Source organism: Neorhizobium sp. SHOUNA12A, assembly GCF_023006505.1.
Taxonomy (GTDB): Bacteria; Pseudomonadota; Alphaproteobacteria; order Rhizobiales; family Rhizobiaceae; genus Neorhizobium.
On sequence record NZ_JALBGV010000016.1, the window covers coordinates 61,198 to 82,816 of the forward strand.

At 61.8% G+C, this 21,619-nt stretch carries 19 protein-coding genes; 15 read left to right on the plus strand and 4 right to left on the minus strand.

The features are described from left to right. Positions 1-49 precede the first annotated feature (49 nt). The 8 genes from MOV63_RS10190 to MOV63_RS10225 all read left to right on the plus strand — a co-directional run bounded on the left by MOV63_RS10190 (position 50) and on the right by MOV63_RS10225 (position 8,581). Complete coding sequence (locus tag MOV63_RS10190) at positions 50-1,162, plus strand: sialidase family protein (protein WP_247033590.1); 1,113 nt, start codon at positions 50-52, stop codon at positions 1,160-1,162. Between the two features lie 373 nt (positions 1,163-1,535). Continuing rightward, entirely contained in the window at positions 1,536-3,140 is a 1,605-nt protein-coding gene (locus tag MOV63_RS10195) for an ABC transporter substrate-binding protein (RefSeq protein ID WP_247033591.1), read from the plus strand. 73 nt (positions 3,141-3,213) lie between these two features. Beyond that, positions 3,214-4,230 (plus strand): ABC transporter permease, encoded by a 1,017-nt coding sequence (locus MOV63_RS10200; protein ID WP_038546186.1) that lies wholly within the window; start codon positions 3,214-3,216, stop codon positions 4,228-4,230. A gap of 22 nt (positions 4,231-4,252) precedes the next feature. Further along, positions 4,253-5,137, plus strand: a complete 885-nt coding sequence (locus MOV63_RS10205) for an ABC transporter permease (RefSeq protein ID WP_405029317.1) — start codon at positions 4,253-4,255, stop codon at positions 5,135-5,137. A 10-nt stretch (positions 5,138-5,147) separates the two neighbouring features. Then, positions 5,148-6,005: an ABC transporter ATP-binding protein gene (locus tag MOV63_RS10210; RefSeq protein WP_247033592.1), complete on the plus strand. Its 858-nt coding sequence runs from the start codon at positions 5,148-5,150 to the stop codon at positions 6,003-6,005. Then, positions 6,002-6,760: an ABC transporter ATP-binding protein gene (locus tag MOV63_RS10215; RefSeq protein WP_247033594.1), complete on the plus strand. Its 759-nt coding sequence runs from the start codon at positions 6,002-6,004 to the stop codon at positions 6,758-6,760. The genes MOV63_RS10210 and MOV63_RS10215 overlap by 4 nt, the downstream gene beginning before the upstream one ends. 31 nt (positions 6,761-6,791) lie before the next feature. After that, entirely contained in the window at positions 6,792-7,526 is a 735-nt protein-coding gene (locus MOV63_RS10220) for a FadR/GntR family transcriptional regulator (protein WP_038546177.1), read from the plus strand. Continuing rightward, positions 7,523-8,581 carry a dienelactone hydrolase family protein gene (locus MOV63_RS10225; protein ID WP_247033595.1) on the plus strand — a complete coding sequence of 353 codons (1,059 nt, stop codon included), beginning with the start codon at positions 7,523-7,525 and terminating at the stop codon, positions 8,579-8,581. Before MOV63_RS10220 ends, MOV63_RS10225 begins: the two co-directional genes overlap by 4 nt. A 1,020-nt stretch (positions 8,582-9,601) precedes the next feature. Here MOV63_RS10225 and MOV63_RS10230 read toward each other — a convergent pair. Continuing rightward, on the minus strand, positions 9,602-10,750 hold the full coding sequence (locus tag MOV63_RS10230) for a mandelate racemase family protein (RefSeq protein ID WP_247033596.1): 1,149 nt from the start codon (positions 10,748-10,750) through the stop codon (positions 9,602-9,604). 105 nt (positions 10,751-10,855) lie between these two features. Continuing rightward, positions 10,856-11,656, minus strand: coding sequence for an NAD(P)-dependent oxidoreductase (locus MOV63_RS10235; protein ID WP_247033597.1), 801 nt, complete (start codon positions 11,654-11,656; stop codon positions 10,856-10,858). Positions 11,657-11,815: 159 nt separating this feature from the next. Here MOV63_RS10235 and MOV63_RS10240 point away from each other — a divergent pair, with 159 nt between their 5' ends. Beyond that, entirely contained in the window at positions 11,816-12,580 is a 765-nt protein-coding gene (locus tag MOV63_RS10240; protein WP_293405758.1) for a FadR/GntR family transcriptional regulator, read from the plus strand. A gap of 88 nt (positions 12,581-12,668) precedes the next feature. Further along, positions 12,669-13,601, plus strand: a complete 933-nt coding sequence (gene kdgD / locus MOV63_RS10245; protein WP_247033619.1) for a 5-dehydro-4-deoxyglucarate dehydratase — start codon at positions 12,669-12,671, stop codon at positions 13,599-13,601. Between the two features lie 156 nt (positions 13,602-13,757). On the opposite strand, the gene MOV63_RS10250 is transcribed toward kdgD, so the two are convergent. Continuing rightward, positions 13,758-15,341: an ABC transporter substrate-binding protein gene (locus MOV63_RS10250; RefSeq protein WP_405029318.1), complete on the minus strand. Its 1,584-nt coding sequence runs from the start codon at positions 15,339-15,341 to the stop codon at positions 13,758-13,760. Positions 15,342-15,602: 261 nt separating this feature from the next. Between MOV63_RS10250 and MOV63_RS10255 the strand changes: the two genes are divergently transcribed. From MOV63_RS10255 to MOV63_RS10275, 5 genes are all read left to right on the plus strand, one after another. Beyond that, on the plus strand, positions 15,603-16,418 hold the full coding sequence (locus tag MOV63_RS10255) for an NAD(P)-dependent oxidoreductase (RefSeq protein WP_247033599.1): 816 nt from the start codon (positions 15,603-15,605) through the stop codon (positions 16,416-16,418). Positions 16,419-16,425: 7 nt separating this feature from the next. Beyond that, positions 16,426-17,505, plus strand: a complete 1,080-nt coding sequence (locus MOV63_RS10260; protein ID WP_247033601.1) for a mandelate racemase/muconate lactonizing enzyme family protein — start codon at positions 16,426-16,428, stop codon at positions 17,503-17,505. Positions 17,506-17,729: 224 nt separating this feature from the next. Then, positions 17,730-18,863: a copper-containing nitrite reductase gene (gene nirK, locus MOV63_RS10265; RefSeq protein WP_247033602.1), complete on the plus strand. Its 1,134-nt coding sequence runs from the start codon at positions 17,730-17,732 to the stop codon at positions 18,861-18,863. A gap of 87 nt (positions 18,864-18,950) precedes the next feature. Further along, a complete protein-coding gene (locus tag MOV63_RS10270; protein ID WP_247033603.1) occupies positions 18,951-19,856 on the plus strand; it encodes an SUMF1/EgtB/PvdO family nonheme iron enzyme in 906 nt (301 codons plus the stop codon). A gap of 147 nt (positions 19,857-20,003) precedes the next feature. Further along, positions 20,004-20,450: a pseudoazurin gene (locus MOV63_RS10275; protein WP_247033604.1), complete on the plus strand. Its 447-nt coding sequence runs from the start codon at positions 20,004-20,006 to the stop codon at positions 20,448-20,450. A gap of 68 nt (positions 20,451-20,518) precedes the next feature. On the opposite strand, the gene MOV63_RS10280 is transcribed toward MOV63_RS10275, so the two are convergent. Then, positions 20,519-21,601: a PHB depolymerase family esterase gene (locus tag MOV63_RS10280; RefSeq protein ID WP_247033605.1), complete on the minus strand. Its 1,083-nt coding sequence runs from the start codon at positions 21,599-21,601 to the stop codon at positions 20,519-20,521. Positions 21,602-21,619 lie beyond the last annotated feature (18 nt).

Sequence of the window (21,619 nt, forward strand, 5' to 3'; positions counted from 1 at the left end):
CGATCAATCAAGAGATGAATGAGCCGCTCCGGCGGCAAGGAGGATGCCTGTGGCCAAGTCAGATCAGACCAAGAACGTGGAAGTCTACCGCAAACCGGGCGAATTTGCTGCATGGCCGGCGAATTACGGCCTGTGGCTCTGGGGCGAGGAAGCGGTGACGATTTTTGTCCAGGGTTTTCGCGGCCAGGCGGAAAACCTGCATGCGCGCGACAAAACCCGGCCGTTCATTCCGGTGCAGGCCCGCAGCATGGATGGCGGCGAGACCTGGACGATCGAGCGGTTCAACGCCTTCGTGCCCGGCAGCCAGACGCTTTCCGGCGACGAGCATGTCCTGCCTGAACTGGAAGCGCAGCCGAAGATCGACATCGACCGGGATCTTCGCCCGCTCGACCAGCCGATCGATTTCACCGATCCTGAAACGATCGTCATGTGCGCCCGCACCGGCCTGCTGGGTGGGGCGATCAGCTGGTTCTATGTCTCGAACGACCGGGCGAGGACGTGGCGAGGGCCCTACCGGCTCGGCGATTTCGGCCTGCCTGGCATTTCGGCGCGCACCGACATCGTGCCGCTCGGCAAGCATGACGCGCTCTTCCTGTTGAGCGCCGCCAAGCGGGACGGCAAGGAAGGCCAAGTCTTCTGCATCCGCACCCGCGACGGTGGCAAGAGTTTTACGTTCGAAGGTTTTGTCGGAGAGGAACCAGAAGGTTTTGCGATCATGCCTGCGTCGATCCGGCTAAAGGACGGCAAGGTGCTGACGCTGGTGCGCTGCTCAACGGCAAGCCGCGGCGTGGACCGCAAGGCCTGGATCGATGCCTATACCTCCGGCGACGAGGGCAAGACCTGGGAATTGATCGGCCGGCCGGTGCCGAATACGGGTTACGCCGGCAATCCGCCGACGCTGAACCGGTTGAAGGATGGCCGGCTGGTGCTGGTGTTCGGTTATCGCGACGCGCCTTTTGGCCTGCGCGCCCGGGTGAGTTCCGACGAGGGCAAGACCTGGAGCGAGGATATCATCATCCGCGCCGACGGCGGCATGTCCGATCTCGGTTATCCGCGAACGGTCGTCAGGCCGGACGGGAAACTGCTGAGCGTCTATTATTACAACTACGGCAGCGATCAGGAGCGCTTCATCGCCGCCTCGATTTTCGACATAGCCGGCTGATCAGCCGCGCGGCTAAGCCCAGCGTCCGGCAGGCGATCGCATATGGAACGTGCGGCGGCGCGAGGAGCCCCTCCCCCTTGTGGCAGGGGTTGGGGAGGGGCCTTCGCCCCCGCAAAAACCCCTCCCGCCTGCCGGCCACCCTGCCCTCAAGGGGGAGGGTTACGAATGCCGCGCCGCCATACATCCTGATATGCGATGCCTCCTCTGCTTCTAAAAGCACATTCGGAAACATGTCTGGTGCCTGCTCTCAGCCACTGCGCTGCGAGTGGAGAAGGCGGCATTTCGGATTGACAGGTGTCGTAAGACATCATATCTCTTGGGTCGCTATTATCTATCTGCCGGGAGGAGACCGGCAATCCAAGGGAGGACGGCCATGAAGCCGCTATTGAGAATAGTGGGACCGGTATTGCTCGGTTCCACCCTGCTTTTCCAGCCTGCCCACGCCGAGACCCCGCCCAATATGCTGGTTGTCGGCTTCTCGATGACCAATATCCTGACGCTCGACCCTGCTGCCATCACCGGCAAGGAGACCGTACAGGTTCTCACAAACATATATGATAACCTGGTGGCGCTCGATGCCGTCAATCGCGCTCAGGTCGATCCGCAGCTGGCGGAAAGCTGGACGATCGCCGACGACAACGGCTCGATCACCTTCAAGCTGAGCAAGGGAGCGACCTTCGCCTCCGGAAACCCGGTCACGTCGGCGGATGTGGTCTGGTCCTTCAAGCGCTTGATGAAGCTCAACCTGGCCCAGGCGTCGTTCCTCAAAACCCACGGCTTCTCCGCGGCCAATGCCGACGCAAGTTTCACCGCTCCCGACGACGGCACCGTCGTCATCAAACTGCCGAAGAAGGTCGACCCGCAGATCATCGTGCAGACACTCGGGATTGTCGGCCCAGGCTCCATCCTCGACATGAAGGCGGTGATGGAGCACGACAAGAGCGGCGATATGGGCGCCGCGTGGCTCACCAACAATTCCGCCGGCTCTGGTCCGTTCACGCTCGGCCAGTGGCAGTCGAACGAGCGCGTCACGCTTGAGCAGAACCCGAAATATTGGGGCGAGAAGCCGGCCATGCGCCGGATCATGATGCGCCATCTGGCTGAATCGCAGAGCCAGCGGCTGATGCTCGAAAAGGGCGATATCGACATCGCCTTTTCCATGTCCGCAGCCGACCTCAAGGCGCTCGAGAGCAGCAAGGACGTCAAGATCCAGACGAATGGCGGCAGCGGCTTTTATTATCTCGCCGTCTCCATGAAGGACGAGAAGTTCCAGAAGCCGAAGGTTCGCGAGGCGCTGCGTTATCTCATCGACTACCAGGGCCTCAACGACAGCGTACTGCCCTATTTCGGCAAGCTGCGCGATCGTCCCGTTCCGGCGGGCATTTTCGGCGCCTTGCCGAATGCGGGCTACAAGCTCGATGTCGCAAAGGCCAAGGCACTGCTTGCCGAGGCGGGTTATCCGAACGGCTTCCCGACCACGCTGCGCGCCATTTCCGACGTGCCGTTCATGAGCCTCGCGACCGCCATCCAGGCGACGCTGGCCCAGGCCGGCATCAAGGCCGAGATCGTCACCGGCTCCGGCGACCAGATCTACGGCGCGATGCGCGAACGCAAATATGAGCTTGTCGTCGGCCGTGGCGGTGGCGGCCAGTTGCCGCATCCGGACTCGAACTTCCGCGCCATCGTCTACAATCCCAACAATGCGGATGAGGCGAAGCTGACGAACTTCCAGGGCTGGCGCACGTCCTTTTATGATGAGAAGATCAACAAGATGATCGATGACGCGCTCGTCGAAGGCAACAAGGACAAACAGATCAAGGAATATCAGGACATCCAGACCTATTACGCGGAGATGGTGCCGGCGATCCAGCCCTTCTCGGAAGTGGTCGACAGCGTCGGTTTCCGGGCCGACATCAAGGGTCTCGAACTGAACCCGTCCTGGTCGACCCAGCTTCGCACCGTCAAGAAAGAACGATAATCGTGGGTTGCCGCGGCGTGGGCCCTGTGGCCCGGCAGCGCCGCGGCGTCCGGATCGATGTTGAGGAAGCCCCATGAACAACGAGCGTCTCACCGCTTTCACGCGGCAGGCCGGCACCATATTGGCAACCCTTCTCGGCTTGCTGATCCTGACCTTCTGCATCGGACGGCTGATGCCCGTCGATCCGGTCCGCGCCATTGTCGGCGAAGAAGCCGACCAGGCCACATACAACATGGTCGCGGAACGGATCGGCGCCAACCTTCCTCTCTACCAGCAGTTCTTCCGGTACGTGAACGATTTGGCTCATGGCGATTTCGGGACGTCGATCCGGACAGGGCAGCCGGTCATCAACGACATCCTGCATGTCATGCCGGCAACGATCGAGCTTGCCACCTTCGCGATCATCGTCGGGGCGGGCCTCGGCATTCCGCTCGGCATTCTGGCCGCCGTGCGCCGTAACCGGCCGGTCGACCACATCATCCGCTTCCTCACCCTGATCGGCCATTCCATGCCGATCTTCTGGACCGGCATGATCGGCCTGATCATCTTTTATGCGGCGCTGGATCTGGTCGGGGGCGGCGGCCGTCTGTCGGATTATTATATCGGCCTCGTGCCGGAAACGACCGGCTTCCTGCTGATCGATGCGATCATCGCCGGCGACTGGGAGGTCTTCCGGGATGCCGTCAACCATCTGCTGCTGCCGGCGAGCATCCTCGGCTATTCGTCGATGGCCTATATCACCCGCATGACCCGCAGTTTCATGCTGGACCAGCTGAACCAGGAATACGTGACCACGGCGCGGGTGAAGGGGCTGTCGAAGGGCCGCACCATCTGGCACCACGCGTTCGCGAATATCCGGGTGCAGCTGGTGACGATCGTGGCGCTCGCCTATGGCAGCCTGCTGGAGGGGGCGGTGCTCATCGAAACCGTGTTCTCCTGGCCGGGCTTCGGCCAATATATCACCAACAACATGCTGATCGGCGACATGAACGCGGTGATGACCTGCGTGCTGCTGGTCGGCATCATCTTCATTGCGCTCAACCTGCTTTCCGACGCGCTTTACAAGATCTTCGATCCGAGGACGCGGTGACATGGCAGCTCAATCTCTCGACATGCAGGACGTGGCCATGAACGGTACTCGCGCAAACCCCAATTCGGCCTTCCGCCGGCTGCTGGCCGTCATCCGCGAGCTTCTCGGCAACCCGTCTTCGGGCTTCGGCCTCGTCGTCATCACCATCCTGGTCCTGACGGCGATCGTCGCGCCGCTGATCGCGCCCTATGATCCGAATGTCATCGATCTCGGCAACACGCTGAAGCCGCCGAGCGCCGAGCAGTGGTTCGGAACCGATGAACTCGGCCGCGACATCATGAGCCGCATCATCTACGGCACGCGCATCAGCCTGACGATCATCACCATCGTATCGGTCATCGTCGGCCCGATCGGGCTGCTGGTCGGCACGACGGCTGGTTATTTCGGCGGCTGGTACGACACGATCATGATGCGTATCACCGATATCTTCCTGTCCTTCCCGAGCCTCATCCTGTCGCTCGCCTTCGTGGCGGCCCTCGGTGCCGGCCTCGAAAATGCGATCATCGCCATCGGGCTGACCACCTGGCCGCCGATTGCCCGCCTGGCGCGCGCCGAAACGCTGACCTTCCGCGGCGCCGATTATATCTCGGCCTCGCGCATGCAGGGCGCGTCGTCACTGCGCATCATCATCAAGTCGATCATGCCGATGTGCCTGCCTTCGGTTCTGGTGCGCATCACGCTTTCGATGGCGACCGTCATCCTGACGGCGGCCGGCCTCGGTTTCCTGGGCCTCGGCGCCCAGCCGCCGCTGCCCGAATGGGGCGCGATGATCGCCACCGGCCGGCGCTACATGCTGGACAACTGGTGGCTGGTCGCCTTCCCGGGTGGCGCCATCCTGCTCGTCAGCCTTGCCTTCAACCTTCTCGGCGACGGCCTGCGCGATGCACTCGATCCGAAACAGCGTTAGGATTTTCCCCATGGACAACAGCCAGGCACTCCTGAAGGTCGAAAATCTCCGCGTCAGCTATCGCGCTGGCAAGGCCTACAACACCGTCGTCAAGGGCGTCTCCTTCGATCTCGGCCGCGAGCGGCTTGGCATCGTCGGCGAATCCGGCTCCGGCAAGTCGACGATCGGCCGGGCGCTGCTGAAGCTCCTGCCGACCGCGAAGATCGAGGCCGACCGCATGGATTTCGGCGGCACCGACCTTCTCTCCGCCACCGAAAAGCAGATGCTGACGATCCGCGGCCGACGCATTTCGATGATCCTCCAGGACCCGAAATTCTCGCTTAACCCGGTACACCGCGTCGGCGACCAGATCGCCGAGGCCTACCGGGTTCACAGCAGGGCATCGGCCCAGGCGGCGAAGCAGAAGACGCTGGAAATGCTGGAGGCGGTGAAGATCCGCGATCCGGAACGGGTGTTCGGCCTTTATCCGCATGAAGTGTCGGGCGGCATGGGCCAGCGCATCATGATCGCCATGATGCTGATCCCTGAGCCGCAGATCATCATCGCCGACGAGCCGACCTCCGCGCTCGACGTCACCGTGCGCATGCAGGTCCTCAACATCCTCAACGAACTGGTGACCAACAAGGGTCTCGGCCTCATCATGATCAGCCACGACCTCAACCTGGTGCGCAATTTCTGCGACCGCGTCCTGGTCATGCGCCATGGCGAGGTCGTCGAGGAACGGGCGGCCCGGGACATGCGCAACTGCACGCATCCCTATACTCAAGGCTTGCTTGCCGCGCAGCCGCATATCGGCGGCAGCCGAAAGCCGCTTCCGGTCCTGAACCGCCAAACCATCTCCACAGAGACCAAAGAGGTGCGCGCATGACCGCCATCGACGTCCGCAATCTCTCGATCGATCTCGGCTATGGTCTCGCAAAGAAGCGTATTCTCGGCGACGTCTGCTTTTCGGTCGAAGCCGGCGAATCCTTCGGGCTTGTCGGCGAGTCCGGTTCCGGCAAGTCGACCATCCTGCGCTGCATCGCCCGTCTCCTGAACGTCTGGGAGGGCGATATCCGGCTCGAGGGACGGTCGGTCAACGACATGCCCTTCGTCGAATATTGCCGCACGGTCCAGATGGTGTTCCAGGATCCCTACGGTTCGCTCCATCCGCGCCAGTCGATCCGCACGGCGCTTCAGGAGCCGCTCCGCATCCATCGCATGGACCGCCAGGTCGAACGCATGGAGCGGGCTCTGATCGATGTCGGCCTCGATCCGGCCTTCCTGTCGCGTTATCCGCACGAACTTTCCGGCGGCCAGCGCCAGCGCGTGGCGATCGCGCGCGCACTCATTCTCGAGCCGCGCATCCTGCTTCTCGACGAGCCGACCTCGGCGCTCGACGTCTCGGTACAGGCGGAAGTGCTCAATCTGCTCGCCGATCTGCGTGCAAAACGCAACTTGACCTATCTCTTCGTTTCCCATGATCTTGCGGTGATCGATCATATGTGCGAGCGGCTGGCGGTCATGCAGCATGGTCGCGTGGTCGAGGTGATGAGCCGAGACGTGCTGGCGACAGGCCAGGCCCAGGATCCCTATGCCCGGGAACTGATCCAGGCGAGCCTCGAATACGACCACGCTGTCTGAGTTTCACGTCTGAGACGCCATGGAGTGCCCGATGACAGCCGAAGCCCCATCCTCTACCTGGCGCCGCAGGGAGACCCTGAGTTCGCAGGTCGTGCGCACGATCGCCGAGCGTATCAAGCTTGGGGACTATCCGCGCGGCTCGAAGCTTCCGACGGAAAAGGCGCTGATCGATGAACTGGGCGTCAGCCGGACGGTCGTCCGGGAGGCGATCGCCAATCTTCGGGCAAGCGGCCTCGTCTCGATCCATCATGGGATCGGCGTCTTCGTTCGCCAGGACGCGGGTGTCACGCCTTTCCGCCTCGGCGATGAAAACCTGATGCTGGTCGAAAACCTGGTGAAGGGGCTCGAACTGCGCATCGGCATCGAGTCCGAAGCGGCAGCGCTTGCCGCCGACCGGCGGACCCAGGCGGATATCCAGGCGATGACCGCGGCCTGCAAGGCCATGGATGTCGCCGTGCGCCGCGCAAGCCGGGACACGCAGGCGGATTTCGATTTTCACCGCGCCGTTGCCACGGCCAGCCATAACGAACATTTTTTCCGTATCTTCAACTATCTCGGCGAGACCCTGATGCCGCGCATGCGGCTTTCGACCCATGCCGTCGATGACGCGAGCCTCTCCGTGCATCTCGCACGCGTCAATGAAGAACACCGTGCCATCCTCAAGGCAATCGAAGCCCGCGACGTGGAAGGCGCGCGCGGGGCGATGCGCAAGCACCTTGGCGACAGCCGCGACCGGATGCTCGAACGGCTGCGGCAACAGCAATGATCGACAGCGAGAACATGTCCAGCCTCGCGGCGAGGCTGCGCGACAACCTCTCATTCGACTGGAATTTCCAACCGGCTGTGGAAAGCTTTCCGGACTGGCAGGACCGCACACGGAACAACGTGCGCCACGCACTCGGCGTCGGGCGGATCGCGCCCGCGAGCGCGTCGGTCGTCACAGAGTGGGCTGAAGACGGATGCAGGGCCCAAGAGCTCGAACTTGGCTTTTCGAACGGCGAAACGACGAGAGCCTATCTCCTTCGTCCGGATACCAACAGCGTCACGCCTGCCGTGCTGCTGCTGCACGATCACGGCTCGTTCTTCTCGATCGGCAAGGAGAAGATGATCCGCCGCTCCAGCGAGGTTTCCGAGATCGCAGCGGACGCGGATCGATGGGCGGCGAAACTTTATGGCGGCCGGCATGTCGGTAATGAACTCGCCCGGCGCGGTTACACCGTGCTTTGCGCCGACGCGCTCGGCTGGGGCAGCCGGAAAGGCAACGGTTACGAAGCGCAGCAGGCGCTGGCGGCCAATCTCATGCAGTTCGGGGTTTCCTACGCCTCCGTCATCCTGCTCGAAGACCTTGAGGCCATTGCATGGCTTCGCGGACTGCCCGGCGTCGATGGTAACCGTTTGGCGAGCTTCGGTTATTCGATGGGCGGCTCGCGCGCCTGGCAGGCTGCCGCACTTTCGGACGACGCCAGGGCCTGCGTCGCCGGCGGCTGGATGGGGACGCTGCAGGGCCTCATGCAGCCGGGCAACAACCAGCTTCGCGGCCAGTCGGCCTTTTCCATGCTGCATCCGCCGATCGCGGGAAAGATCGATTATCCGCATTTTGCAGGGCTCGCCGCGCCGAAACCTGCACTGATCTTCAGCGGCGCCGAAGACCGGCATTTTCCGCAGCCTGCCGCCCTGGCGGCCCACCGGCAGATTCACGATATCTGGCGCGCAGCGGGGACGGAACGGTGCCTCGAAACGCGGCTTTGGCCCGGCGCGGCTCATGCATTCCCGATTGACCAGCAGGATCATGCGATCGACTGGTTGGACGGGGCGATGTGAGGTGGGTTGGAAGGTAAGTCCCTCGCGAAAAGCGGGGTTGGATCGGTCGAGGCCGAGTATGTCGCGAGGCACCCCCCTCTGCCCTACCGGGCATCTCCCCCACAAGGGGGTTCACCAATGGGATGCGAGGCGGTGCGGCTTTCTTAACCCTCCCCCTTGTGGGGAGGGTGGCCGGCAGGCGGGCGGGGTTTGGATGCGGAGCGAAGTCCCCTCCCCAACCCCTCCCCACAGGGGGGAGGGGCTCCACGCGCAAGCCTTGCCCCTGCGGGAGATGTCCGGCAGGACAGAGGGGGGTATGGCGGGGAGCGCTGTCCAATGCGGTCTTTACGTTTTACCCGTGGATAAGTGATCGCCACCCTCCAGCATCTCCAACGGCTTAACCACGTCACCATCCCCGCCCTCCCAGCCCATGCCTACAATCCTCCCGCTTCCGTCGCCGGAGTGTTTCGCGAGACGTTCGCGGGCAGGCGGGAGCCGGCGCCCTCATTCGATCCGTAACGTGCGGGGAAGGTGAGGGAGGTGAAAGCCATGGAGGGTGCGTCGCAAGACGACCATTCCTATCAAGCCTCCCCCGGACAGCCATGTCCGGTTCGGTTGAGCCGTGCAAGTGGCAGGATTTCCCGAAAGGAGATCGCAAATGAAGCCACGCAGCGAGGCGAGATGATCACCTGTAGGGGCCGGAAGCCCCGAGAGAACGCCGAAGGCCACGCGAATGCGGAGCCATACTATTATTTTACTATGAGGTTCCGCATTCGTGTGGGCTCTCCGATCTTTGAAAACCACGGCAGGCGACTGCGCGGGGCTCCGGAATGTTGGCCGAAGGCTTTTGATTTTCGGTGATTGGATCCTCGGGTCGAGCCCGAGGATGACGAGTGTGTGGGGAGCTCACTCTCCCAAAAGTACCGTTTTGGCCCATTGCGTTGCTTGCTTTGGACCCGGCACACCCTCTCCGTCGTCATCCTCGGGCTCGACCCGAGGATCCAATCACGGACGACAAGCTTGGGAGGCAGAATGAACGGTTCACTCGACCAGATTGGAGTTGATGAAGTCGAAGTTGATGTCCTCGCCCATGCCCGGCTTGTCGGAAATATGAACGAAACCGTCTTCGTCCATCGGATCGACGAGGGCGTTCAGGTATTCGAAGCCGTCGTCATATTCGAGGAACGGGTGCAGCAGGCCGCGCTCGTACCATTTCGCATTTTTGGTGCAGGCCGCGACGATCAGGTTCGGAGCGCCATTGCCGTGAATTTCGCAGTTCATGCCGAAGGATTCGGCCAGATGCATGGTCTTCATTGCCGGGCTGATGCCGCCGACGTCATGGACGCCGGTGCGCAGGATATCGCAGGCCTTCGAGGTAATCCATTCGGCGCGGCTGAAATGTTTGCCGCCGGCGCTTTCCGGACCGAGGACCGGAATGTCGAGGTTTTCCGCAAGCCAGGCGTAGGAAGCCGAGCTCTGCTCGTCCATCGGCTCCTCGATCCAGTCGAAGCCAAGCTTTTCGAGACCCCTGCCGAGTTCCAGCGCTTCCGTGCGGGTATACCAGTGGAAGGCGTCGATCATCAGGTGGATATCCGGGCCGACCGCCTCGCGGACCGCGGCGCAGGCCTTGAGATCCATCTTGACATCAGGCGCCCAGGAGACCGGCGGCATCCAGGTGTGCAGCTTGATGCCCTTGTAGCCGCGCTTGACGAGCGTTTCGCCGAACCGGCCGTAATCTTCCGGCGTCGCGAGGCCGTTCTCCAGCTCATCGCCACACATGATCGAACCATAGGCCGGGATCTTTTCGCGGTAGCTGCCGATCAGTTTGTGGACCGGCATGTTCAGCTTGCGGCCGGCAAGATCCCACAGGGCGCAATCGACGATCGCAAGTGTGCGGTCGGTCAGCTGCATCGCGCTGCCGCGCTGCCAGTGCGCGAGGTCCTGCCACAGCCTTTCGCGGGCGAACGGATCTTCGCCGATCAGCACCTTCTTGACGAACTTGTCGATCACGTGCGGGCGAACGACTTCCGGCGCGGCAAAGCAATAGCCTTCCGCTCCGTCGTCGTCGACGATGGTCAGCAGCGCCAGGTTGACCTTGTGCGGCGGGCCAGGGTGGGCATGGCCGGCGGTATCCTGGTGACGGCGCGTGGTATGGGAGAATACGCGCACATTGACGTCTACGATCTTCACGAAATTCCTCCTGTCAGAAGCAGAGGGACGAACCTCCGCCATTTCATGTCGGGACCCGGCGAGGGCCGGATCGGAGCCGCCCGTCGGGCGGCGGAAGTCTGTCGTTCACGCATCGTCCGGATGGCCGGCCGAGGCGAAGGCGCCGCCTTGATAGATGACGGCGGGATCGGTCGGGTCTTGCCTGCCGGCTGCCGTTTCCACTTCGACGCGCCACTTTGCGGATGTGTCCTCGGGTTTCCAGCCGAGGAAAGCGGCATTGCGGTTGTCCCACCACTGCTCGTCGTTGGCAGAGGCGCCGTAGACGATGGTATGTGCGATCCGCGGGGCAGCAAAGGCGCGCCGGCAGAGGGAAAAGAAATCACGATAGCTGAGCCAGGTCGCCAGCATGCGCGTGTTGGCCGGTTTTTCGAAGCACGAACCGATGCGGACGGACAAAGTCTCCTGTCCGAATTTTTCGAAATAGAGGCTGGCAATCGCTTCTCCGAAAACCTTCGAAGCTCCGTAGAGGGAGTCCGGCTTCGGCACGACCGTGTTGTCCAGCCTTTCATCGCACCGATAGTAGCCGACGACGTGGTTGGAGCTTGCAAAGACGATGCGCGGTTGGCCGTTGTGGCGGGCGGCTTCGTAGATATTGTAGAGGCCGACGATATTGCCCTGGACGATGAGGTCGAACGTCTTTTCGAGGGAAATGCCGCCGAGATGAATGATGCCGTCGACGCCTTCGACCAGCTTTGCGACGCCCGCGGCATCCGCCAGATCGCATCGGATGAAGGTTTCGTTTGCGCCTGCATCGGCGATCTCACCGATATCCGACAGCACGACATGTTCGGCGATTTCCCTCAGCATCGGCCGGATTGCCCGGCCGACACCACCCGCGGCGCCGGTTAGAAGCAGTCTCTTGAGCATTCTTCCCTCGTGGGCGGGCCGTCGATAAATATGCGTCGGTCCGCAGTGTCATCATACCTCATAGGTCATCTCATACTATAGGTCCATGGCTGGGCGTCAATAAAATTCTTGCCCGACGCTTGACAACACGGGCAGGTTTTACCCCTCTAAGTGGCTGAAATGGCAAAGCGAGAGAGCGGGCAGGCATTGAAGAGAGCAGATAACATCACCGGGGAGGCACCTTCCCGAAAAGGCCGCAACTTGGTCGAGACGGTTGGTCGGCGGATGCGGGATGCGATCACGAGTGGCGCGTTGAAACCCGGTGACAAACTGCCCACGGAAAGCGGACTGACCCAGCAATACGAGGTCAGCCGCACGGTCATCCGCGAGGCGATCGCCTCGTTGCGGGCCGATAATCTCGTCGAGGTCCGCCATGGCGTCGGTGTGTTCGTGCTGGCGCCACAAGCCGGGCTTCAGGGCGGCTTCCGCACCGTCGATGCCAGCCGGGTTTCCTCGATCATCGAGATGCTGGAAGTCCGCGCCGCCATCGAGATCGAGGCCGCCGGCCTTGCCGCCGTTCGCTCGTCGCCGGCGCAGCAGGAGTTGATCTTCGAATGTCTCGAAACGATCAAACGGCAGATTGCTGCCGGCGCGGCAACGGTTGAAAGCGACCGGGCTTTCCATCTTGCCATCGCGGATGCGACCAACAACCCGCGTTTCCGGGAACTTCTGGAAGCGATCGGCAAGCAGATGATTCCGCGATCGCTGCTGCAGGAGGGCGAGGTCGAGATTTCGCCGCCCGAATACCTAGCCCAGATCCAGGATGAACATGCCCGGATCGCCCGCGCAATCACGGATGGCGATGATTCGGCTGCTCGCGACGCCATGCGCATGCATCTCAAGGGGAGCCAGCAACGCTATCGATCGCTGATACGGCGGCCGTGAGTTTTCCACAAAGATAATACAACTATTGACAGTCATAATATGACTTGGTAGCCTTCTGGAAATCAACCAGGAAGGGACTGCCATGTCTATGGATCCAAATGAACTGAAGCATGCGCTCGGCGCCGGCCTCCTGTCGTTCCCCGTCACGCCGTTCGGTAAGGACGGCCTCTTCAACCGCAAGGCCTACGAGCAGCATGTCGGCTGGCTGGCCGGGTTCGATGCTTCGGTGCTTTTTGCCGCCGGCGGCACGGGCGAGTTCTTTTCACTGGAGCCGTCCGAAATTCCGGAGATCATCGTCGCCGCCAAGGCCTCGGCCGGCAGCACGCCGATCGTTTCCGGCTGTGGTTACGGCACGCGCATCGCCGTCTCGATCGCCAAGTCTGCCGAAAAGGCCGGTGCAGACGGCATCCTCCTGCTGCCCCACTACCTGATGGATGCCAGCCAGGAGGGCCTCTACCAGCATATCAAGACCGTCTGCCAGTCGGTCGGCATCGGCGTGATGGTCTATAATCGCGACAATTCGATCCTGACGGCAGAAACGCTGGCGCGCCTTTGCGAGGCCTGCCCCAATCTGGTCGGCTTCAAGGACGGTTCCGGCGATATCGGCCTGGTGCGCAAGATCACCGCGATCATGGGCGACCGCCTGACCTATCTCGGCGGCATGCCGACCGCCGAGCTTTTTGCGGACGCCTATCTCGGCGCAGGCGTCACCACCTATTCATCGGCGGTCTTCAATTTCGTTCCGGCGCTCGCCCAGACATTCTACAAGGCGCTCCGCGCCGGCGATACGGCCGCCACCAACCAGATCCTCATCGATTTCTTCTATCCGTTCATGGAGATCCGCAACCGCCAGAAGGGCTACGCGGTTTCCGCCATCAAGGCCGGCGTGCGGCTGATGGGCTTCGATACCGGTTCGGTTCGCGCTCCTTTGACCGACCTGACCGCCGAAGAAATCAAGATGATGGAGGCTCTCTGCGAGCCCTATCGCAATGGCGCTCTCGGGGTGCAGGCGGCCGAATAGGCGTCCTCCTCTCCAACCCTCTCCCCGAGCGCATCAGCCGGCAGGTCCAACCTGCCGGCTTTTTCATGTCTGCGGCCGAGCGTTCGCAGCCCGTAAAAAACGCCCGCAACCGAGGTTGCGAGCGCTCGTCCTGGGAGGGACTGATAGCATGAGTGGTCAGCGCTGCTTGGACACGCTGCGCAGACGAACCGTCCACCCGTAGTGGTTCACATAGCCCTTGACGTCGGCACGATAGACGACGCTGTCGACAACCGCCGAGATCGGCTGCAGCGCAGGAACGAGTTCCTCGTATCGCTTCTGAATGTCTTCATAGGCCGTCTTCTGCTTCGCCTGGTCACGCTCTACCAGTGCCTTAGCCGACATGTCGTTCAGCTGCTGGTCGAAGAAGGAGGTGCGCCAGCCGATAATGCCGCTGAGCTTGGCGTCGTCGGCGTTGTTCGGGTTGATGACGAGGGCGCGCAGGTTGGAATGCGGATGCGGCTCCTGGCCGCCGCCGCCGCGACCGACGAGCATTTCGAACTTGCGCTCGCGCATCGGGCCATAGATCTGGTCGCCGGCGCCCTGGACGATTTCGGCCTTGATGCCGGCCTGGGCAAGGGTTGCCTGGATCGCGGTGGCGGTGTCCGTGAAAGGCGGCTCGTTGAGCGTCAGGAGCCTGACCGGGAAACCGTCGGGATAACCCGCCTTGGCGAGCAGCTCCTTGGCCTTGGCGACATCGATCTTGTAGTCCGGATCGGCCAAGCTGCCGATGACGCCTTCGGCGACCGGGCGAAGACGTTTGGTGCCGTAGTTCGGCATGATCGTCTTGTTGATGCCGTCATAGTCGATCAGATACCGGATCGCGAGGCGCACGTCCGGGTTCCTGAAGCGCTCGTCCTTCATGCTCACGGCGAGGAAGTAGAAGCCCGAGCTCGGCGTGCTCTGCACTTCGACGTCCTTGTTCTTGCCGAGCGCGGCGATATCGGGAACCGAAAGGCCGATCGCGACGTCCACGTCGCCCTTTTCCAGCATCAGGCGCTTGGTCTGGGATTCCGGCATGTGCCGGAAGATCACGCGCTTCATCCTGGGCTTTTCGCCCCAATAATCGTCGAAACGCGTCAGGATGAGCATTTCGTTGGAGGACCAGCGCGTCAGGCTGAAGGCACCGGAACCGGCGGCATTGATCTTCAGCCAGGCCGCTGCCTTGTCGCCGTTTGTCTCGTGGCTCATGGCGGTCTTCATGTCGATGACCGCACTGGCATCCGGCTTGCCAAAAATGTCGAGCGTAAGCTGCGGATCGGTCGGCTGAGCCGGCTTGAGGGTGATTTTGTTGCCGTCGGCCGTCAGCAACTGGTCGATATTGCCAGCCTTGTAACCAAAGGACGACCAGACGCCCGCCCCGACCAGGCCAAGGCTGATGTTGCGTTTGATCGACCAGACGACATCTTCGGCCCGGACCGGATTGCCGGACGTGAACTTTGCGCCATCCCTCAGCGTGAAGGTGATCGAGCCGTCATCCGTCACCGTCCAGGAGCTGGCGAGGCCCGGATTGACGGTCTTCTTGTCCGGCGCGAGCTCCACCAGCGTGTCATAGAGATTGGCGATGACGCCCGTCGCCTCGCGGCCTGAAATCGCGGCCGGATCGAGGGTCAGGATATTGTTCATGCTGAGGCCGACGATCAGCTGGTCGGCGGGGGTATCTGCGTATGCGCCGACCGGCGCAGACAGCGTCAGAGCCGTGGCCAGAGCCACATGCTTCATCCATTTCATCTGGGGTTCCTCCATTCCAGGCACTCAGGTGAGAGTATGACGTCACATGACTGCTACTTTATATGAAGACCGAAAAGGTAACTCTCGTCAACCGATATAGATCGGTAAAACAACGCATTTGGCGCTATCTTGACCTAAAATTTCGGCAGCCAATACCGTGGCATCCTATTTTGGTCTTCAAGTCATATTATGAGTTGACGCCCCTTCGGGGCACCTTCTAGATTGCCGGCAGCATATCGAGGAGGAATGGGGATGAAGCGGCTTCTGATCACCGGGGCGGCCGGCAACATGGGCAAGGCCATGCGCCAGCGGCTCGGGCACCTGGCGGAGATCATCCGCATTTCCGATATCGCCCCACTGGACGATGCCGCGGCCAACGAGGAGCCGTTTGCCTGCGACCTGGCGGATTCCGATGCCGTCCTGCGCATGGTGGAAGGATGCGACGGCATCCTGCATTTCGGCGGCGTTCCTTCCGAAAACACCTTTGCCACCATTCTCGACAGCAATATCCGCGGTCTGCACAATCTCTATGAAGCGGCGCGAAAGCATGGAAAACCGCGTATTCTGTTTGCCAGCAGCAACCATACGGTCGGCTTCTACCGGCAGGACCAGTTCATCGGCGTCGATCAGCCCACCAAGCCCGACGGCCTCTATGGCGCCTCGAAATGCTTCGGCGAGAGCCTGGCGCAGATGTATTTTCACAAATTCGGCCAGGAAACGGCGATCGTCCGCATCGGTGCCTGCTGGCCCAGGCCGACGACGGTGCGGATGCTGTCGATCTGGCTGAGCTTCGATGACATGGCATCCCTCTCCGAACGGGTCTTCAGGGCTCCCTATCTCGGTTGCCCGACGATCTGGGGCGTGTCGGACAATCAGCCGAAATGGTGGGATAATTCCGCTTCCGCCTATCTGGGCTGGGTTCCGAAGGACAGCTCGGAGATTTATCGCTCGGAACTGGAACGCAATCCCGGCATTCCTGACAGAGGATCGTCACAAGCCAAGTGGCAGGGCGGCGGTTTCGTCGACGATCCGATCTACACCGAAGCTCCCCGTGCCCTGAACCGGTAACGATCCCATGAAAATCACTGATCTCACTACCACCGCCGTCAGCCTGCCGCTTGCGGAACCGCTCGGCAATGCCACGGCGACCATCCATCAATTCTCCTGCATCGTCGTCGATCTCGTTACCGACGAGGGACTGCGGGGCGAAAACCTGATCTTCACCATCCGGCCGGAGCAGATGAAGCTGCTGGATAGCATGGTGCATGTGCTGCGGGATGCGGTGATCGGACGCGATCCAGACGATACGGGCGCCTTCTGGGCTGATGCCTGGCGGCGCATCAACTTCATCGGCTTCACGGGCGTCTCGATCATGGGCATTTCCGCGATCGATGGCGCCATGTGGGATCTGAGAGCCAAACGCGCCGGGCTTTCGATCTCGCGGATGCTGGGCCGGTGCCGTGAGACCATTCCAGCCTATGCAAGCGGTGGCCTATGGCTCACTCAGGACATTCCTTCGCTCGTCCGGCAGGCGGAAGGTTTCGTCGCAGCTGGCTTCAAGGCGATGAAGCTGCGGCTTGCCGGACGGATCGATGTCGACCTGCCGCGTGTGAAGGCCGTTCGGGCGGCGATCGGCAGCGATATCGGGTTGATGATCGACGCCAACCAGGCGCTCGACGTCGATGCGGCGATCAAGCTCGGCGATGCGTTGGCCCCCCTGGATATCGCCTGGTTCGAAGAACCGGTGCCGGCCCATGCATTGGAGGATTCGGCTAAGGTCGCAAAAGCCCTGCGCATGCCGATCGCGTCCGGTGAAAATGAATATACCCGCTACGGTTTCCGGCGGATGATCGAAACGGGTGCCGCCTCCATTCTCATGCCGGATCTCCAGCGGGTTGGCGGCGTTACCGAATTCGCCCGCGTCGGCGCACTGGCGGCAAGCTTTGATCTACCGATCTCCTCGCATCTTTTTCCTGAAATGAGCCTGCAGCTGCTCGCCCACGTCCCGACGGCCCATTCCCTTGAATACGTGGAATGGTTCGCGCCGCTCTACGAGGAAAAGATAAAGCTCGTCGACGGTACGGCCCAGATCCCGGATGCGCCTGGCTGGGGAATGTCCCTCGACCGGGATGCGATCCACCGCCACGCTCTTTAGCCTGCAATGCCGCCGCTCGGTGTCCGGCCGGACAACAGATCGGTCGTGAGGAATTTCCCTTAACCGCTCAATCGGCCCAGATTTGCCTCGTTTTCTTGCGGATACGCAAGCAAAAGCCGATGTTCTGTTTGTTTCACGTCAAAGAGTAGATGGGGACATGGACATAGATTCTGCTTCCAGAGGACGGCGATTTACTCCGCCCCTTGTTCCGAAGGACAGAAACCATGACCGACACGATTCAGATGACCAGACGCTCGATCCTTGCGGGGGCAGCCTTCGTTGGCGCAATCGCACCGGTCGTGCAGGCTTCCTTCGCTTATGCGGACGAAGCGCCCGCGGCGAAGATGAAACCGGTGGACCTATCGCGCTTCCGTCGCGAGAAAATCGAGCTGGTGAAGCCGCCTTTCGTGCATGCCCATGCTCAGAAAGCAGACGGCCCGCCAAAGGTGATCGAAGTTACGCTGACCATCCAGGAGAAGAAGCTCGTCATCGACAAGGAAGGCACCGAGATCAATGCGATGACCTTCAACGGGTCGGTTCCGGGCCCGCTCATGGTCGTCCATCAGGACGACTATGTCGAGCTGACGCTCATCAACCCCGACACCAACGAACTCCAGCACAATATCGACTTCCATTCGGCAACCGGCGGCTTGGGTGGCGGTGCGCTGACCGTGGTGAACCCAGGCGAGAAAACCGTTCTGAGGTTCAAGGCAACCAAGGCCGGCGTCTTCGTTTACCACTGCGCACCTCCCGGAATGGTGCCGTGGCACGTTACCTCGGGCATGAACGGCGCCATCATGGTGCTCCCGCGCGATGGCCTCAAGGACGGCAACGGGAAACCGCTGACCTACGACAAGATCTACTATGTGGGTGAGCAGGATTTCTACGTCCCCCGCGACGGGAACGGCAAGTTCAAGAAATATGACAGCGCCGGCGAAGCTTATGAAGACACGCTCAAGGTGATGCGGACGCTGACCCCGACGCATATCGTCTTCAACGGGGCGGTCGGGGCCTTGACGGGGCAGAACGCCATGACCGCCGCTGTCGGCGAAAAGGTACTGATCGTCCATTCGCAGGCAAACCGCGACACGCGGCCTCACCTCATCGGAGGCCATGGCGACTACGTCTGGGCTACGGGCAAGTTCGCCAACCCTCCGGACCTCGACCAGGAGACCTGGTTCATCCCGGGCGGTGCAGCAGGTGCTGCGTTCTATACCTTCCAGCAGCCCGGCATATACGCCTACGTCAACCATAACCTGATCGAGGCCTTCGAACTGGGTGCGGCGGCGCATTTCAAGGTCACCGGCGATTGGAACGACGACTTGATGACGTCGGTCCTTGCGCCGAGCGGCACCTGATCGGAAACGGCCGGGAGCATGGCATGAGCCTGTTCCCGGCCGGCCTTCATCCCCCGCAAGCGCCAGATTTCGCCTCGGGAGGCGAACATGCCATGCACACACGACAGGCCAAAGCTCTCGCTCCTCCATACCGGGCTTCCGATCACGCTGATCGCCGTGCTGGCGGCAGGTATCTTCCATCAGGCGGGCTTCATGAGGCCGGCGCCCCCAGAGGGCGCGGTCTATGAGCCCGCGACGGTCGTCGTTCCTGCCCGCAGCTACAGCTACAGGAGCGACGGAGAGTTCCTGAAGGGCACGGCACCGATCGATGCGCCGATGAAGACGGTGGTCGCGGGGCCGAGCCTTACGATCATGAAATATCACGTCACGGCCTCGGAATACCGGGCGTGCGTTTCCGCAGGCGCCTGCAGATCGCCAGAAGCGGCTACATCAAGGACGGACGTTCCCGCCACCGGCGTGAGCTTCGACGATGCCACGGCTTATGCTCATTGGCTCTCCGAGGTGACCGGTGAATACTGGACCCTGCCGACAGACGAACAACTGGCGCAGGCCGCGGGCAGGAGATTTCCGGACGATGCTCTCGGTCTCGACCCGGATAGCAAGAACCCCGCGCTGCGGTGGCTCGCCGACTACGAGCGCGAAGCGCGCGAGCGGGCCGCAGGTAATCCCACCCCTCGGCCGACGGGAAGCTTTGGGGAGAACGAATATGGTCTGGCCGACTTTGGCGGCAACATCTGGGAATGGACCTCGACCTGCCATCGCAGGGTCCATCTTTATGCGAACGGTTCCGTTCGGGCCTTCGAGGAAAGTTGCGGCGTCTACGTGACCGTCGGCACCCATCGATCGCCGATGAGTTCCTTCATCCGCGATCCGAAAGGCGGCGGCTGCGCAGTGGGGACCCCGCCGGACAATCTGGGCTTTCGCCTGGTCAAATCCACCCGCTGGTATGCGCCCCTTCTCAAGACGCTTCGGCAAGTGGGCTGGACAACGTGACCATCACGTCGCCATCCGGGCCCAAACCGACGCAAAAGCGAGCCGCGACAAACTCAAAACCGTTTGTCGTACGTCAAAGAGCACCGGCGGTTTTGCTCTAGTGTGAATTCCAACGAAGCCGTGGGCTTCCAGAAAAGGAGTAAGAAAATGAAGAAGATTTTGGCATCCCTGGTCGGTGCGGCGATCGTCACGGCTGTCTGCGCCACGGTGGCGTCGGCTGCCGATTTCGAAGTGCACATGCTCAACAAGGGTAACGACGGCGCGATGGTATTCGAACCGGGCTCCCTGAAGATCGCCAAGGGCGATACCGTCACCTTCATCCCGACGGACAAGTCTCATAATGCCGAGACCATCGAGGGGCTGATCCCGGAAGGTGCAAAGCCGTTCAAGGGCCAGATGAACGAAAGCGTCAAGGTCACCTTCGACGTTGAGGGGGCATATGCCGTGAAATGCTCGCCGCATGTCGGCATGGGCATGATTGGCCTCATCGTTGTCGGCAATGCGCCAGCCAACCTGGAGGCCGTCAAGACCGCGAAACTGCCCAAGAAAGCTCGCGAACGTCTCGACGCGGATATTGCAGCTTCCGGCGTTTAAGCCGGGAGCGTTCGGCGGCGGCCATTCCCTCTCCCCCGGCCGTCGCCGCGCTTATTCTCCCGGCCTTATCAGCGCATCAGGCCGGCCATGCGAAGCGCATTCTCGATGATCTGCTGGATACCTTCAGGCTCTTTTGCCTCCTGAGAAGAAACGGATGCCCGCTTGAGACCGTCGTTCTTCGCCTGCAACGGCTCCGCACCTTCGCGAAGCAGGCCCCAGCTTTCTGCCGAATGAAGCGTCGACGATATGCCGACATCCAGCAGATACGGCCCGGCGTTCTCGTTGCCGAGCGTCGGATCGATCGGCGTTCCATGGCCCATTCCGGCAATGCTGTAATATTCGAGCGCCTGCCTGCCGCGGGCATCTTTCCACGCGGTTCTCGTCTGGCCGTCGATCTTTTCCTTGAGGTCCGGCCGCGAGCCGACCTCGTGAACGCCGCGCCACTGGTCGATGATCGCCTGCGCATTCGCCTCTGCGACCGTGTTGTCCTGGGTGCCCTGCCACACCGAGATGGTTGGCCATGGCCCCTGATGGGTGGAAGCGGCTTTCAGCCGCGACTGAAGCGTCGATGGTGCCGGCAGGCCGTGGCCGCGCATCCGGTCGAATGCTTCGGGCACCGTTGCGGCGACGCCATAGGGCAGTCCTGCGATGATTGCGCCACCCGCGAAGACTTCCGGATACGTGGCGAGCATGACGTTGGCCATGCCGCCGCCTGCGGACAGGCCGCTCACATAGATGCGCGAAGTGTCGATCCCGTGCCGGGAGACCACGGCATCGATCATCTGGCGGATCGAGTGCGCTTCGCCCTGGCCGCGGCGCGTGTCGCCCGGAAGGAACCAGTTGAAACAGAGATTGCCGTTGTTGGCCCGGACCTGTTCCGGCAAGAGCACCACGAAGCCATGCCGTTCGGCGAGCTTCGACCATCCGGTGCCGTGATCATAACCGGAGGCGGTTTGCGTGCATCCGTGGAGAACGACGACGAGGGCGGGATGTTTGGGAAGCAGAGAGGGCACGTAAACCTTGGCTGCCAGCGCTCCGGGGTTGGATCCGAAGCCCTCGAGCGCCTCCAGATGGCTGGGCGCGTCGGTCGGTTCCCAACCCAGTGATTTCAAGCGGGCGAGCCGCTCCAGCGTATCCGACAACGATCTCATCATGCCTCCTGGCAATCA

What these genes read in the sequence shown, in the direction of transcription:
- MOV63_RS10260 (WP_247033601.1), top strand. Translation starts at nt 16,426, where the DNA reads ATGAAAATCACTGATCTCACTACCACCGCCGTCAGCCTGCCGCTTGCG.
- nirK (WP_247033602.1), top strand. Translation starts at nt 17,730, where the DNA reads ATGACCGACACGATTCAGATGACCAGACGCTCGATCCTTGCGGGGGCA.
- MOV63_RS10220 (WP_038546177.1), top strand. Translation starts at nt 6,792, where the DNA reads ATGACAGCCGAAGCCCCATCCTCTACCTGGCGCCGCAGGGAGACCCTG.
- MOV63_RS10240 (WP_293405758.1), top strand. Translation starts at nt 11,816, where the DNA reads ATGGCAAAGCGAGAGAGCGGGCAGGCATTGAAGAGAGCAGATAACATC.
- MOV63_RS10280 (WP_247033605.1), bottom strand. Translation starts at nt 21,601, where the DNA reads ATGAGATCGTTGTCGGATACGCTGGAGCGGCTCGCCCGCTTGAAATCA.
- MOV63_RS10270 (WP_247033603.1), top strand. Translation starts at nt 18,951, where the DNA reads ATGCCATGCACACACGACAGGCCAAAGCTCTCGCTCCTCCATACCGGG.
- MOV63_RS10235 (WP_247033597.1), bottom strand. Translation starts at nt 11,656, where the DNA reads ATGCTCAAGAGACTGCTTCTAACCGGCGCCGCGGGTGGTGTCGGCCGG.
- MOV63_RS10200 (WP_038546186.1), top strand. Translation starts at nt 3,214, where the DNA reads ATGAACAACGAGCGTCTCACCGCTTTCACGCGGCAGGCCGGCACCATA.
- MOV63_RS10215 (WP_247033594.1), top strand. Translation starts at nt 6,002, where the DNA reads ATGACCGCCATCGACGTCCGCAATCTCTCGATCGATCTCGGCTATGGT.
- MOV63_RS10210 (WP_247033592.1), top strand. Translation starts at nt 5,148, where the DNA reads ATGGACAACAGCCAGGCACTCCTGAAGGTCGAAAATCTCCGCGTCAGC.
- MOV63_RS10195 (WP_247033591.1), top strand. Translation starts at nt 1,536, where the DNA reads ATGAAGCCGCTATTGAGAATAGTGGGACCGGTATTGCTCGGTTCCACC.
- MOV63_RS10225 (WP_247033595.1), top strand. Translation starts at nt 7,523, where the DNA reads ATGATCGACAGCGAGAACATGTCCAGCCTCGCGGCGAGGCTGCGCGAC.
- kdgD (WP_247033619.1), top strand. Translation starts at nt 12,669, where the DNA reads ATGGATCCAAATGAACTGAAGCATGCGCTCGGCGCCGGCCTCCTGTCG.
- MOV63_RS10250 (WP_405029318.1), bottom strand. Translation starts at nt 15,341, where the DNA reads ATGAAGCATGTGGCTCTGGCCACGGCTCTGACGCTGTCTGCGCCGGTC.
- MOV63_RS10205 (WP_405029317.1), top strand. Translation starts at nt 4,253, where the DNA reads ATGCAGGACGTGGCCATGAACGGTACTCGCGCAAACCCCAATTCGGCC.
- MOV63_RS10255 (WP_247033599.1), top strand. Translation starts at nt 15,603, where the DNA reads ATGAAGCGGCTTCTGATCACCGGGGCGGCCGGCAACATGGGCAAGGCC.
- MOV63_RS10275 (WP_247033604.1), top strand. Translation starts at nt 20,004, where the DNA reads ATGAAGAAGATTTTGGCATCCCTGGTCGGTGCGGCGATCGTCACGGCT.